Source organism: Virgibacillus sp. L01, from assembly GCF_052246775.1.
In the GTDB taxonomy this organism is placed as follows: domain Bacteria; phylum Bacillota; class Bacilli; order Bacillales; family Amphibacillaceae; genus Lentibacillus.
This window is the reverse complement of sequence record NZ_JBQQCP010000010.1, coordinates 15,597-29,377: the sequence shown is the minus strand read 5'-3', so window position 1 is coordinate 29,377 and position 13,781 is coordinate 15,597. Positions and strand designations below refer to the sequence as shown.

General features: G+C 37.1%; 14 protein-coding genes. 2 read left to right on the top strand and 12 right to left on the bottom strand.

The annotated features are described in order from the left end of the window. Positions 1-673: 673 nt before the first annotated feature. The 9 genes from ACTWQM_RS16615 to ACTWQM_RS16575 form a co-directional block, all read right to left on the bottom strand. Positions 674-1,111 carry a GNAT family N-acetyltransferase gene (locus ACTWQM_RS16615; RefSeq protein WP_443259282.1) on the bottom strand — a complete coding sequence of 146 codons (438 nt, stop codon included), beginning with the start codon at positions 1,109-1,111 and terminating at the stop codon, positions 674-676. Between the two features lie 177 nt (positions 1,112-1,288). Beyond that, entirely contained in the window at positions 1,289-4,498 is a 3,210-nt protein-coding gene (locus tag ACTWQM_RS16610; protein ID WP_443259281.1) for an ABC transporter permease, read from the bottom strand. Then, entirely contained in the window at positions 4,491-5,189 is a 699-nt protein-coding gene (locus tag ACTWQM_RS16605; protein ID WP_443259280.1) for an ABC transporter ATP-binding protein, read from the bottom strand. Before ACTWQM_RS16605 ends, ACTWQM_RS16610 begins: the two co-directional genes overlap by 8 nt. A 365-nt stretch (positions 5,190-5,554) precedes the next feature. Beyond that, on the bottom strand, positions 5,555-5,929 hold the full coding sequence (locus ACTWQM_RS16600; RefSeq protein ID WP_443259279.1) for a hypothetical protein: 375 nt from the start codon (positions 5,927-5,929) through the stop codon (positions 5,555-5,557). Between the two features lie 21 nt (positions 5,930-5,950). Next, on the bottom strand, positions 5,951-6,481 hold the full coding sequence (locus ACTWQM_RS16595; RefSeq protein WP_443259278.1) for a GNAT family N-acetyltransferase: 531 nt from the start codon (positions 6,479-6,481) through the stop codon (positions 5,951-5,953). A 90-nt stretch (positions 6,482-6,571) separates the two neighbouring features. Next, positions 6,572-6,721, bottom strand: coding sequence for a PspC domain-containing protein (locus ACTWQM_RS16590; RefSeq protein ID WP_443259364.1), 150 nt, complete (start codon positions 6,719-6,721; stop codon positions 6,572-6,574). A gap of 98 nt (positions 6,722-6,819) precedes the next feature. Further along, entirely contained in the window at positions 6,820-7,215 is a 396-nt protein-coding gene (locus ACTWQM_RS16585) for a hypothetical protein (RefSeq protein WP_443259277.1), read from the bottom strand. A gap of 57 nt (positions 7,216-7,272) precedes the next feature. Then, positions 7,273-7,917: a hypothetical protein gene (locus tag ACTWQM_RS16580; protein ID WP_443259276.1), complete on the bottom strand. Its 645-nt coding sequence runs from the start codon at positions 7,915-7,917 to the stop codon at positions 7,273-7,275. Beyond that, the gene (locus ACTWQM_RS16575) at positions 7,910-8,431 is read right to left on the bottom strand and encodes a sigma-70 family RNA polymerase sigma factor (RefSeq protein WP_443259275.1); all 522 of its coding nucleotides are present in this window, start codon (positions 8,429-8,431) and stop codon (positions 7,910-7,912) included. Before ACTWQM_RS16575 ends, ACTWQM_RS16580 begins: the two co-directional genes overlap by 8 nt. Positions 8,432-8,623: 192 nt before the next feature. Between ACTWQM_RS16575 and ACTWQM_RS16570 the strand changes: the two genes are divergently transcribed. Continuing rightward, complete coding sequence (locus ACTWQM_RS16570) at positions 8,624-9,616, top strand: DUF3231 family protein (RefSeq protein WP_443259274.1); 993 nt, start codon at positions 8,624-8,626, stop codon at positions 9,614-9,616. Between the two features lie 278 nt (positions 9,617-9,894). Here ACTWQM_RS16570 and ACTWQM_RS16565 read toward each other — a convergent pair whose 3' ends face one another. Beyond that, positions 9,895-10,860 carry a helix-turn-helix transcriptional regulator gene (locus ACTWQM_RS16565; protein WP_443259273.1) on the bottom strand — a complete coding sequence of 322 codons (966 nt, stop codon included), beginning with the start codon at positions 10,858-10,860 and terminating at the stop codon, positions 9,895-9,897. Positions 10,861-10,953: 93 nt separating this feature from the next. On the opposite strand from ACTWQM_RS16565, the gene ACTWQM_RS16560 reads away from it, so the two are divergent. Then, a complete protein-coding gene (locus tag ACTWQM_RS16560; RefSeq protein WP_443259272.1) occupies positions 10,954-11,841 on the top strand; it encodes an SDR family oxidoreductase in 888 nt (295 codons plus the stop codon). A 150-nt stretch (positions 11,842-11,991) separates the two neighbouring features. Here ACTWQM_RS16560 and ACTWQM_RS16555 read toward each other — a convergent pair whose 3' ends face one another. Together ACTWQM_RS16555 and uvsE are read right to left on the bottom strand one after the other, a co-directional pair. Continuing rightward, entirely contained in the window at positions 11,992-12,492 is a 501-nt protein-coding gene (locus ACTWQM_RS16555) for a VOC family protein (protein ID WP_443259271.1), read from the bottom strand. Positions 12,493-12,673: 181 nt separating this feature from the next. After that, positions 12,674-13,645 carry a UV DNA damage repair endonuclease UvsE gene (gene uvsE / locus ACTWQM_RS16550; protein ID WP_443259270.1) on the bottom strand — a complete coding sequence of 324 codons (972 nt, stop codon included), beginning with the start codon at positions 13,643-13,645 and terminating at the stop codon, positions 12,674-12,676. Between the last annotated feature and the right edge of the window lie 136 nt (positions 13,646-13,781).

Here is a 13,781-nt window from a genome sequence, read left to right as displayed (position 1 = left end):
TTATATTGTTCATTATATATGATTAGACCTGGGACAAAGGGGACAGGAACCTTGTCCCACTTCCTAATAGTATTATATCGTAATTACATTGTACTTCAGTAATTTAGACATATGTGATATGGATAATGCATTGGAATGGTTGTTCCCTCAACACTATCAATATGCTAAATAATGTGGTAAAACTTGTGTATCAACTGCAGTGGGCGGTTCACCATCTTCCTGAAAGAAGGGAGGTGGTAGGATGACGACATTTTAAGCATTAAGTTTAGTAGCGCAATTTAGTCTTGCACTAATAGCAATACTGACATTAAATGTAACTATTGTCGTCTTTCTAGAAAAAAGAAGTAACCGCCCCTGATCAGTTGGCGATTACTTCTTTGACATATCATCAGATTGGTTGACCGCTCTTTTATGCGGGCTGTAGTTGTCGGTAACGGGTTGTTAGCACCTACTCGTCACACTTATTCTTATGATAAGTATAAGTTTATATATTTATACTGTCAATATATTTGACGTGGATTCTTCTGGGACAAGAACCCTCTGCTTCTAAGCAAAACATGGTCCTGGGAATCTGTGATAATACATCGTAACCTAACAGAACTAAACACCTTCCCTGAGTGGTATAGCAAAGAACTAAATACTGCCCGGGACGAGGAACCTGTCCCTATTGTCCTTATTCTACTGCCCTCTTAAACACATAACTTACTTTATCATAGTCCATCTTCTCTTCATAAAAGCGATGTGCATCCTCCCGTTTTAACCCGGATGATAAAGCAACACTTTCATAGCCGTTGTCTTTTGCCCATTTATGTACATATGAAAGCAGCTTTTTACCATATCCGTTTGAACGATTGTTTTCGCTGGTTACTAGATCACAAATCCAAACAAAACGGCCGTAATAGAGTGTAATCATTGGTTTGAAACCAATTACTGCAACAATTTTTTCCTCATCATACAAAGCAAACAATCTATACATATCTTTTTCCTGAGCCTCAGTAACTAAATCAAGATAAGTTTCCTTATCCAAGTGTGTACGCAGCTGATTCATAATTGGAAATGCTTGAACAAGCTCATTATGTGATATAAGTTCTTTTATAGTTAGTGTGTCCATAATAAATACTCCTCTTCCAGTTTCCTGCTATCTTCTGGCAACCTAATAAATCCTTACTTCATATTATCAAAGCCTGCTATGAGAAGGAAGCCAATTAGATAAATAAATTCGCAATGTAAAACTCAGAACCCTAGAATGAATTCCGGGTTTTTCACGTTAACATGATATTTTAATGTTCTATTTAATTTCAACAACAATTTCACCTGACCTTGGCATCCAGGAATGATAGCCATACAAAATTAGTCTTTCAGCGTTCTTGGGAACTTCATAAGTCAGTAATATTTTCAATTTTCCTGGTCTGCGAAGGGATATTTTATTCCAATTTTCCGCCTCTACTACCTCATATTCAATCGCCTCATATTCATTTCCTTGTTCATCGAATAGATGGTAACCAAGATGAGGCTGGTATTGGGTACTGCCTGATTTACCTCTACGGATCCTCTCAGATAATACAGTAATTAGTTCGGTATCCTTACTTTGGGGCTGAATATCTTTGGGGTTGTCAGATGCTATACTAAACCTGACAGTCTCCATGCCTGAATCATACGATTTGCCCAAACTAAATACATCATAAGCATTATCTATTTTATTTTGAATAAAATCCCCTTCAGGTTCACCCTTATCCATTTCTTCATCTCGTGGTAATTCCTCTTCTATTTGCGAGAAGCTTTCCTGTACGTCCCCAGTAGTTCCTTCTACAGCTGTTGAATCAACCTGTTTAGAAGCAGCCGATTCCTGTACATCTGGAATCGCCTGTGTAAGTACTATTACAATACCCAAAAACAAACATACTCCAGTCACACCAAACGCATATTTGAGACTTTTTTCGGTTTTTTTAGAGTTGAACACCCCGCCATTTAGTCCTTGGTACGGTTGAGTTTTTCCAGCTTTTCGGGCTGGCAGGATCGCACCAATTATTCCCGTGACAACTGGGATCAGAATAGTCGCAAGGAAATACGGAATTTGTTCAATCGGAAATTCCCCATACATACTCCAGACCATACCAAACGCAATCCCTAATCCAATCATTCCAGCGATTAATCCGCTTAACCCGCCTTCGATTAACACAAGCATTCGAATCGTATGATTTTGCCATCCGATCGCTTTTAATACCGCTAACTCCGGTTGCCTCTCTGATACATTTTGCCAAATAATTTCTGCTGTTGTAAGGATTGCAATTGCAATCGCAACGCCCATCGCAATATAATGCATGGGACCTACTTCCATGGCGACATATTCCCCAAGCCATGTAGTAAACATCGTTCCCCGAAGCTGAAGGGTAATAAATAAAAAGAAAATCAGTAGACTTGTTGGCAGTGCAATCGAAATTATGGATAATGTACTGCGTTTCCATTTCGACAGCAGGTTTTTTAAACTCATCCGGAAAATTGATGTCGTCTTAAATAAATAGCTGCCACGTTTTGTCACTTCTCCAGCCTTTATCGTTTCGTACGGAGAAATTTTAAGTACCAATACACCCGGAATAAAGGTACCTAATACATAAATAGTAATACCAAGAATCCCAATAAGAAACAGTCGAAAAGCCGATGTCTGGATATCACTCATCACATAAATGGACCCCAGAATGAACCAACTAATTAGTGATACAAACAATCCAATAAGTGCGGCCTCAATAAATAAGAGTTTCATTAATTGGTTGGGTCGCCAGCCAACCGAAAGTAAGACAGCGAATTCCTTCTTCCTTGCATACATCATGATGATGTTAGATGAAAAGACATAAACAACTGCTACCAGTATTACACTTCCAAGCACACCGGACATCCCAATTTGTGATTCCTTGAAAATAGTAACCGATGAACCCAGTTTAATCCACGGCTGTTCTACCCAGCCGAGGTTTTCTTTTCCCCCTACTCCAGGTATGTGGGTCAACGCCGGCTGCGGTGAGGAGCCCAAGGTTATATCTGTAATCAATCCGGTGGTGTCTTCTATATCCTGTGCCACTGCCTGAAGACTCTGTTCACTTTCCTCTGTTAATTCTCCAACCCCATCAACCTTGAGACGAATTGCTGAAATTGGTGCCTCTCCCAATACATCTGCCGCTGCATCTATCGTTGTGAGCATTAGTGGCGGTTTGGTCAAAAATCCATATGGGTTATTAAGTGGTTTCATTTGCTGTGGCGGATTAACCGGCTTTTCATGTTTGTCCAGTACCCATTTTGCTTTGGATGGGAAATACGTTTCCATTGGCAGCTCTGTTAATGGATCTTTGGAGACATCTAACTCTATTGGATCAAATACTCCCTTAAAGTCTATCTGTAGCCTTGGCCATTTTGAGCTGTCTTCACTGAACATGGAAATTGGTCGGTACGCATGATCTACAGCGAGTAATGATTCCTCTGGGACAATATATGGTTCCACCTCATAGGCAAATGGCCAGCGATCTCGGAAAGGACTACTTACTTCCCGATAGTTAACCGAGGACGGTCTGAATGGCATCCAATTAAAGCCACCTGATGAATAACTCCCATCACTTATTTGATTGACAATTTTCTGGTGAGTATCTTCTGTGGTATGTACAAACTGATCTACTTGTGTCCCTGGCTGTTTTTCCAAATAGGCTTCTCCACCATTTTCTTTCACTTTCTTCATCGTGGACGATGGATTTCCCTTAAAAGAAATACTAATTTTTTCAACCGTTGTCGTTCGTTTTCCATCCACGAATTCCGCACTACTTAAGATGACAGGAATCCTTGTATCTAGATTAACCTTTTCCGCTTCATCTTCGTCTGATAAGAACTTACTATTACCATCTTTAATAATTGCTTCATCAATTCCTACAAGTGCTGACTCAGCCTCTGGGTCGATGCCAGCAATTAGGACTTCGGTGCCAAATTCAAACATACCATCAAAGTAGGTAACTCCATATTCACCTGCACTTGGCTCTTTTATACCTTCCCATCCTTTTGTAAAATAATATGTGTACTCGTCTGTAATTTGTTCCACACCGGTATTAGTAGAATTTTCTATCGTCACCCGGTAAATACCTGGCTCACTATACTCAACTCTGTCAAGTGGAATAGAGTTTCTCATATACCCCATCATTGCGATAGGAGCTGCTATATCAACATCCGTCATGTTTTTAATTTTTTCATATTGTTCGACTGTGATACCACCAGACAAACCACTGAGATAGTTGGGTTCCAACAGATTCCTGTCCTCCGTAACACTGCGTGAATCTGGAGGACGAACGACAATGTGATACGACGACTTCCAGCGTTTTTGTAATTCATCAACGACAGTTGCATTGCTAGCTTGCGTTATTCCCACTAAATAACTAAGTCCGATACTAACTATTAGTGCACCGATAATCAGCAATAAAAATCGTTCCTTATTGCGCCACCATGAATTCCATATAAATTTAAGCATAAATTTCGCTCCTGGTATCGCTGATTACTTTCCCATTTTTCATTTCGACAATTCGATCTGCTCTTGATGCCAATTTATGATTGTGTGTCACATAAATAACGCCGCATCCCTTTTGTTTATTTAATGAAGTTAACCTGTTAAAAATAATTTCCCCTGTAACGGTATCCAGGTTTCCAGTCGGTTCATCTGCAAGCAGCCAGCTAGGTTCATGGACTAGAGCACGTGCTATCGCAACACGTTGCTGCTCACCACCGGAAAGTTGGGCAGGTAAGGAATTAAATTTATCCTCCAGCCCTACTTGAATTAATAAGCTTTCTGCTCGTTCTTTCTTGTCATACGTCACTTTTCGCGAAAATAACGGAGACATGACGTTTTCCAATGCTGTTAGGGTAGACAGAAGGTGAAATTGCTGAAAAATAAAACCGATGTTTTCAAACCGAAAATCAGCTAGTTTTTTCTGTTTTAACTTATTGATTCGACTGTCGCCATAAACAACTTCCCCATCTGTCGGTAAATCAAGTGCGCCAAGCAAACTTAGCAATGTTGATTTGCCCGAACCAGATGGTCCAACTATTGCAACCAGTTCACCTTCTTCAAATCGAACATTAATATCCTGTAAAGCATATGTACTAATCCCATCACCTTGGAATACTTTGTTTACACCCTTACATTCCATTACATTTGTAACCATTAATATCCCCCTTTTAGATACCTATCTAATTATTTGACGACGTACCAGACATAAGGTCCCATTATTTAGGAATGATACGATTAATAATAGGTAAATAATAAACGTGGCTCATCGTCCAGCCATAATATAAATAAACCTTATTTGTACTGATGCAGATGCAGTAAGGCAAGAATGCTTATTTTCTGCAAATAAAAAAATCTCAGTTCAATGAAAATGATCTGAGATTTCTTTTATTTCAATTGCTTTTTCAACAAGGCACCCAGTAGTGTAATGAAGAATACACCTGAATTGTAATTCACAAGAAGAGCAAAATATTATCCAGTATAGTAGGCCCTTTGGTATCTTTTTATCAACATAAATAATTACTAAATAACAGAATCATAAACTTGATTGTAGACTTTCTTGGCTTCTTCCAATTTAGAATGGGGTACATATACTCTGAAGACCTTATCACCATGTCCAACCGAGTCCATAATTTCAGTTTGTTTGAATTTCTTTTTTTTCGCTTGAATTCCATTTTCATGTAATTTTTCTATAAGGTTACCTATCCGCTGAATTTCAGATTCACTATTACCTTGATATGTTAATGTTTTAGTAGTTTCAATAACCATTTCCATTAATATAGAATAATTCTTAGATAAATTATATATGTGAAGACAATAAATCGAGAATAATACAACACAGCCAGTTATTATTATCCAGGATAACATTTCATTAACTCCTTTTTTATGTAACCTCATTCTTGAACAATCTCCCAATTTTTAACTCATATATTCCCTTTTCAGAACACCCATGGTGATGATGTCATGCCACTTACCATTTCTATATAGACTCTCTCGCATTACGCCTTCTTTCTCAAACCCAAGTTTATTATAGATATGTATTGCTCTGTCGTTAAGAGAGAAAACCCTAAGTGAAACACGATGTAAATTTAATTCTAAAAAAGCATATTCAAGTAACATCTTCAGAGCTTCAGTACCATATCCTTTACCCCAGAACTTCTTCTCCCCAATATCAATAATACATTCCGCATTTCGATTTTTTGTATCAATATTAATAAGCGACGTTACACCAATTGCAGTATCGCTTTCCTTCTCCTCAATGATATAACTCTTAGAAGATGTTGAATTAAAAATAACATTTTCTACAAAATTTTTTGTTTCATCAAGAGAATATAAATCTAATGATGTGCTTGTTGTTTTCATTACATCCAAATCATTTCTCCAGGAATGATACTTTTCAATGTCACTTTCCACCATTTTTCGAAACTGTAGCCTTTTTGAGCTTAACAAATAATCACATCCCCTTATATTTTTTACCTAACTCATATTTTAATCAGTCAAGCAAATCCCTTACCCTCAATGTGCAAGTAATTTTAAGCGTTACAATGACGGAGGGCTATCAGGCATCGTGTTAGCGAGAATTATATATATGAGTAAATTAGCAGGTAAGAAAATAAATATTAGTCTCACTGCAAAAGAAGATATACCGAAAAATTCAGCAATACCTCCACAAACACCAGATAAAGACATATCTGTCGATGATTTTCTTAATTTGTTATGCAAACTAGTTCCCCCTTAATATTTATAAAAAAACATATTCCTTGGGTTAAAATTCACGCTAATTCAGATCAATAAATCGGTTCTTCCGTCTCCCTTTTTAGCAGCCATTCTCCATTGGTAAGTTGCCAGTTTTCAATTGTAAAAAGCCTCGCCAATACTCTCTCTTCTTTTTCTATTAATTGTTCATAAAATACAACTGCATTATTGATATCCTTTAAACGAATAACCCTGTTTTTGAATTTCTTTTTAGCTCCTGAAAGTTGCTTAACAGACTGTTGCATTCCACTTACTGCCTCTTTCCTATTGAAAATAATAGGTTTCTCGTTTACACCTTTGAAAAAAGCAACATAATAGTCTTCAGTCATTCTCTCTATAGACGATGTGTCCCCTGAAATCATTGCTTTATTCCAATTTACAATAAATTTATCATGCATTTTGGTAAATTCATTTAACTGATTTTCCATTTTAAACTCTCCCCCTCCTAGTTTTATATTTTTCCACTCGACTTTATAGGAACCACTTTATTCATCAAACTCTACGATATAATACCTGTCAAATGTTTCAACAAAGTTCCAGTCCTCGAATTCGATATGCCAGCCTTCATTTTTGGGAAATACATAGGTGTTGGCAAATGTCACTGAACCTCCACCTCGAATGATACCGGATTTCCAGCCATCATTCTCTATTATCTTAGTGTCATATGGGTTCATTTCCTCACCATTCGGGGAAACCAAATCAAAAGCAAGTGGGTTAACATCGGAGACCCCAGTAAATGTTGATGTAAATGTTATAGGAATCGTAAGTACTTCCATACCTTCATCAATCTTTGTGATGTCAACCGATGGGGGTGTTTGAATTGGATCACCAAAAAATAGAGTTCTATACTTTCTATCCCATACTTTATCACCTAGCTTAAAAGTAAAATACTCATCTTCATTTGCATAATCTTGACCTGTATTTTCAAAATAAGGATTTATTAATACAACTAACAAGGATAAGGCGCATGCGAAAATGAAACCATTCCCAATACCTTTATACGTTATTCTATTTTTCTTTAGCTTATTACCTTCTGCAATTTTCATTTGGATTGCTCTTTTATCGTCCTTTGTAAAAACCTTATCTTCTCCCATATATTTATCCAAACTTTTCTTTACTCTCCTATTCAATGTCCACACCTCCCAGCAGTTTTTTTAGCTTTCCCCTTCCACGTTGCAACCTTGTTTTTACAGTGGATTCCTTCAATCCAAGAATTTCCCCTATATTAGCAACCTGCATCTCCTGGTAATAAAATAAAATTATGATTTCGCGGTATTTAACAGGAAGTGAAAGAATCGTTTTTGCTAATAACAACTCCTCGTCATGCTGTATCATTTGGCTCTCTGGATTATTATCTTTAGTAACTAAATATTTTTCTGGTAAGCTGTTAAATAATCTTACTTTTCGAAAATTCCAGGATTTAATAAAGTCTTTGCATTTATTGATCGCAATACTGCAGATCCATGTTTTTAAACTTGATCTCTGTTCAAATGTATCTAATTTTAAATAAACGATCACAAAAACATCTTGGGTGAGATCCTCAGCCACAGACCAGTCATGAACATATGTATAAATCAATCTTTTTATCGACTCCCCGTATGTTTCCATAATCTCGTTAAATGAGATCAAGTCCTCATCTTCCATCACGCAACCCTCCCCACTTTATATTTGACGACACACCATACATTAAGGTCCCACTAATACTCAAGTGATTTATATCTGATCACAAGGTAATAAACGTGCCCCTCCATCCCAGTATAGAAATTAACTTTTTCCACATAATATCCTTTAGAACTTACAATTATATAAATTTTTTTGGGAGGTAATATTGTAATTATGACTACACAAGCGAATCTAACATCATCAGAAATTGCTAATTTATGGTCAGCTTATAATGATAATTCTGCTACGATTATCAAGATGAAATATGTATTGGCTATTATGGAAGACAACGAAATACGTCCTATTATAGAAAAAACACTGCAATTTGCAGAACAAAATATAGTACAGATTAAACAAATTTATCAAAAGGAAGATCACGCAATTCCTAAAGGTTTTACAGATGCAGACGTAGATTTAACGGCACCACGTCTTTTTGCTGATTCCTTCTTTTTAGTTTTTTTACAAAACAAGTCAACCATGAACCTAACTTCCTATACAATGGGACTAACGCATTCAACTCGTTCTGATATACGGGACTTTTTCACACAATGTATAGATACGTCTGAACAAATATATAATGAAACAACTGATTTACTTCTCTCAAAAGGAATCTATGCTAGATCACCATTTATTCCAATACCAAAAACAGCCGATACAGTAGAAAAACAAAATTTCTTAACAGGTTGGCTGGGAAACCGCAGACCTTTAACCGCAATTGAGATTGACCAATTGTTTTTTAATATACAACGTAATGCTGTTGGTCACGCATTACTAATCGGCTTCAGCCAAGTTGCCAAAGCTAAAGAAGTACGGGAATATATGCGTCGTGGTGCAGATATTGCAGAGAAGCACATAAAAGTTTTGAACTCTGTTTTAACGGAAGAAGATTTGCCTGCATCCATGATTTGGTCTTCTAATATCGAAGAAACAACAGTTTCACCTTTTTCAGATAAATTATTGATGTTTGAAGTTTCTGGAACTACACAAGCAGGTGTCGGTTATTATGGCCAATCATTGGCTGCCGCTCAAAGGCGTGACTTAGGTTCCCACTACATGCGAGTGTTAACTGAAACCTTAGAGTATGGTGAAGACGGCGCAAATATCACCATCAAACACGCATGGCTAGAAGAACCACCACAAGCAGTAGACAGAAGAAGGAAAGTATAGAATGGGACAATAGGGACAGGAACCTTGTCCCACTTACTTGTTTTTAACCTATAGTAATTATACTATAGAGAATATTAATCTGATTACTTAATAATAATACCTGTCACCACGTCCAATTAATGCATTATCAGCGTAATTTTAATAGGATTGCCCAAAAATCCTTCACTTTGTTAACGGGTTTTCATTACAGCTCCACACGGTATTGAACAAAACTCCATGGTAACCCCTGTCAGAACTTATAACCTGCCTGGGACAAGGAACCTGTCCCTATTGTCCCGCTATTTTCTGTAGAGCTCCAAAATCTCATTTGCCTTTTTTGCTAATATGTTTTGTATATGTACCGGTGAATTAACTCTTATTTGATTGCCAAATCCCAGAATGAAATTGACAGCTTCTTCTTCGGTCGGAAATTCAAGACTTAACTGTACCCATTCACTGTTTGGTTGCTTCGTTGATTCATGCAAGTGTCTAACAAAACGGCCCGTGAACATAATGCGGTTAATGATTTGTCGAGATACTTCAACCTCCACTTCATACGCAGGTAAATTTTGAATAAACGCTTTCTTGGATTCTTTCCAGTATTGTGACAGGATAAATCCACTGGGCCTAGTAAATGACTCTTCCGATACGGTGAAATTTATAATACGTGATAGCCTGAAATTTCGATATGAATTTTGAGAATTAATAGCGATTACATACCACGTACTTCCTTTTAAGACTAAACCAAGTGGATTTATCATGTAAGTTTTCATTTCATTATCCGCTTTTTTATATTCCATTGTTACTTTTTTATTTTCCATAACTGCTTGTTGGATAGACTTCATAGATCCTATACTTTGTTGTGATCCATGCCATGTATCTGTGTCGATATATATGCGTTCCCATAAGTTGGTAGCATTCTGTCTTACATGATTAGGTACAGATAACAATAATTTTTGTTTCATCTCTTCTGTTGATATATTCAGATTTAAGTCTGATAGAACTTTTTCAGAAGCTGGCAGGAATAAAGATATAATCTCTTTTTCTGTTAACCAGCTCAGTTTATTTTTCCACTCATCAATAAGTCGCCATCCACCTGCTTTTCCTCTTTCAGAAAATACTGGTATTCCTGCAACACTTAAAGATTCCATATCCCTATGAATAGTTCTTTCCGACACCTCTAATTCATTAGCTAACGTCTTTGTAGAAGTCGTTTCTCCGTGCTGCAGTACTATAAGTATTTTTATTAGCCGCTCAGCTTTCATAAGTCCACTCCTAAAATTATTTTTCAATCATGACAAAAGGTGTCATATTAAATAGTATATAATTCTAGTAACTGATTTGAAAGGAATGATTATATGAGTACATTAAACGGAAAGATCGCTGTTGTTGCTGGCGGAACTAGAGGAGCAGGTCGGGGAATTGCTATTAAACTGGGGGAGGCAGGTGCGACTGTTTATGTAACAGGAAGATCCACCAGAAAAGAAATGTCACCAATGCAAAGAAAAGAAACAATTGAAGATACAGCCAAATTCGTTACGGATGCTGGTGGCCACGGTATCCCCATACAAGTAGATCACACTGAGGAAAAACAAGTCGAGGCCTTATTCAATCGTATTAATAAAGAGCAAAATGGACAGCTTGATATATTAATTAATGACATCTGGGGAGGTGATCCACTTACAAACTGGGAAAAGTCATTTGGCGAGCATGACTTGCAGGACGGATTGCAAATACAAAAACAAGCAGTCCAGTCACACATTATCACTTCTCATTATGCAGTCCCACTAATGAAGAAAAACAACAAAGGTTTAATCACCGAAATTACAGATGGTACAGACTATACATACCGTGGAAACCTATACTACAGTCTCGCTAAAATTTCTAATATTCATATGGCACTGGCCATGGCTGCTGACCTTAAAAACCATAATATAACATCTGTCGCTGTAACACCTGGATTCCTTCGTTCTGAAGCGATGCTCGATTTATTTGGCGTAACAGAGGAAAACTGGCAGGAAGGCGCAAAAGTAGAAAAGCATTTTATTGCTTCTGAGACTCCTTTTTATGTCGGTGAAGCAATAAAACACCTAGCCTTAGACACAGATGTTAACCGATTTACTGGTAGCGTTTTAAGTAGCTGGCAACTTTCCGAAATATATAATTTTACAGATATTGATGGAACGCAACCACATTGGGGTAATTACTTTGAGGAGAATGTGAATAAAAAAGAGTTTGATTTCTAAACAGAGGCACTTGTGAGTTATAATACAGAGATCCACAGTTAAAATTCACGTGATTGTAAAAATGGCTTGGAGAAATATCCAAGTCATTTTTACTTTCTATTATCTGTTGTTAAACTAATAAACAATTCTCAGAAAAGGTTTAATAAAGCCCTAATCTCCTTTAGCCTCCTTCAATTCTTTTATATTAATTTTCTTCATTTGCAGCATTGCTGACATAACCCTACCTGCTTTTTCAGGGTCTGGATCATTCAACATTTCGGTTAAGACTGTCGGGACTATTTGCCAGGAAACACCAAACTTATCTTTAAGCCAACCGCACTGTTGTGCCTGTTCATCTCCTCCTTCAGAAAGATTATCCCAATAGTAATCTACTTCTTCCTGTGAATCACAATTGACAATAAATGAAATTGCTTCATTAAATTTGAAATGTGGACCACCATTTAACGCAACAAAGTTCTGACCTTCCAGCTTGAAATCCACTGTTATTACCGTTCCCTCTTCTTGCCCGTGAATTTCATATCCTTCTTTTCCATAGTATTTAATACCGTCAATCCTAGAGTTTTCAAAAATTGAAACATAATATTTCGCAGCCTGCTCTGCGTGTGAATCAAACCACAAATTCGGTGTAATTTTTTGAAACTTGTTTGTCATTTTTCTCCCTCCCAAAGGAAATAAATTTGTTGAAAGCGTTCAATAACCATTTCTTCTCATTCACTATATTATTTCTATTCAATATCATTAATTCCTTTAAAAAATATCATTGATAAGAAGAAAAACACCTCCTTTTAAGGGAAGGTGGTCAATGTAGTACGATTCTCTCTACTAGTTAGTCTTACATGATATGAAAACTACCTCCATCCACAATTTCAATCTCAGAATACTTTTTTATATCATCCATTAATTTAAATAAAGCATCATCCTTCTGTTTTGCTTCAATCATACAGTCTATTTGCGAAACAGTTCCCTTTATTTCCCGCAAAAAATCCATAAACATTGCACTGTCCACATAGTCAGAGTGGGCACGAAATTGTTTATCTGACTTGGGACTTGAAATATGCATTTTCACAGGTACTGTGGACGATTTCCACGTCTGAACAATGCGCTCCCAGTTCTCACGCCAGTTTTCGGATTCTACGTGATTCGCAAGGTAATGGTGATAATCAAACACCATCGGAACAGCAAGCTTCTCACTTAAATATAAGGTATCGGAAAGTGTGAAAACCTTATCGTCATTTTCCAGAATAATCATGCTTTGTAAATCAGGCGATACAAATGCCCAATTATGAATAAATTGCTCGAGCGCTTTTTCTTTATCACCATATCCCCCGCCAACATGAAGCACACAGCGATGTTCAGGATTAACTCCCATCCCCTCTAGGAGCCTATAATGCATGCGTAAACTTTTTATCGAATTTTTTAAAACTTCTGGTCCAGGCGAATTCAACAGTACAAAATGATCCGGATGAAAATCGACCCTGACATTAGGATTGCGTGTAAGAAATTTTTGTATTTCTTCCAATGGTGATTGCACGGATTGAATATAATCCCAGCCTTTGAGATCAGGGTGAGTAGCCAAAGGGACGAGCTTAGAGGATAATCGAAAAAAAGCAATATCATGTGCCAAATTATGCCGCAGCAATCTGAGACAATTATGTAAATTCGTTTCTGCAATCTGTTCCAATTTCCGGATTGCCGCATCCCTATCGTCTAGCTTTGAAAATCTGGTGTACGTCATCGTTTTAGACGGTGAAGCATTTTCCAAATGCACACTCATAGCAACATAACCAAGACGAACCAACGTCAATAAATTCACCCCCCATCAATTTAATCCATACACCAAAATAGGATGTCCAAGATAACAATTATTACTCGTAGTGGGACAATGGGGTCAGGAACCTTGTCCCGTTTCACTCAACAAGCTAAGAATTAATTTAGCAGGA

Coding starts and splice junctions, on each gene's coding strand:
- ACTWQM_RS16615 (WP_443259282.1), bottom strand. CDS start 1,111: ATGGACACACTAACTATAAAAGAACTTATATCACATAATGAGCTTGTT.
- ACTWQM_RS16610 (WP_443259281.1), bottom strand. CDS start 4,498: ATGCTTAAATTTATATGGAATTCATGGTGGCGCAATAAGGAACGATTT.
- ACTWQM_RS16605 (WP_443259280.1), bottom strand. CDS start 5,189: ATGGTTACAAATGTAATGGAATGTAAGGGTGTAAACAAAGTATTCCAA.
- ACTWQM_RS16600 (WP_443259279.1), bottom strand. CDS start 5,929: ATGAGGTTACATAAAAAAGGAGTTAATGAAATGTTATCCTGGATAATA.
- ACTWQM_RS16590 (WP_443259364.1), bottom strand. CDS start 6,721: ATGTCTTTATCTGGTGTTTGTGGAGGTATTGCTGAATTTTTCGGTATA.
- ACTWQM_RS16585 (WP_443259277.1), bottom strand. CDS start 7,215: ATGGAAAATCAGTTAAATGAATTTACCAAAATGCATGATAAATTTATT.
- ACTWQM_RS16575 (WP_443259275.1), bottom strand. CDS start 8,431: ATGGAAGATGAGGACTTGATCTCATTTAACGAGATTATGGAAACATAC.
- ACTWQM_RS16570 (WP_443259274.1), top strand. CDS start 8,624: ATGACTACACAAGCGAATCTAACATCATCAGAAATTGCTAATTTATGG.
- ACTWQM_RS16565 (WP_443259273.1), bottom strand. CDS start 10,860: ATGAAAGCTGAGCGGCTAATAAAAATACTTATAGTACTGCAGCACGGA.
- ACTWQM_RS16560 (WP_443259272.1), top strand. CDS start 10,954: ATGAGTACATTAAACGGAAAGATCGCTGTTGTTGCTGGCGGAACTAGA.
- ACTWQM_RS16555 (WP_443259271.1), bottom strand. CDS start 12,492: ATGACAAACAAGTTTCAAAAAATTACACCGAATTTGTGGTTTGATTCA.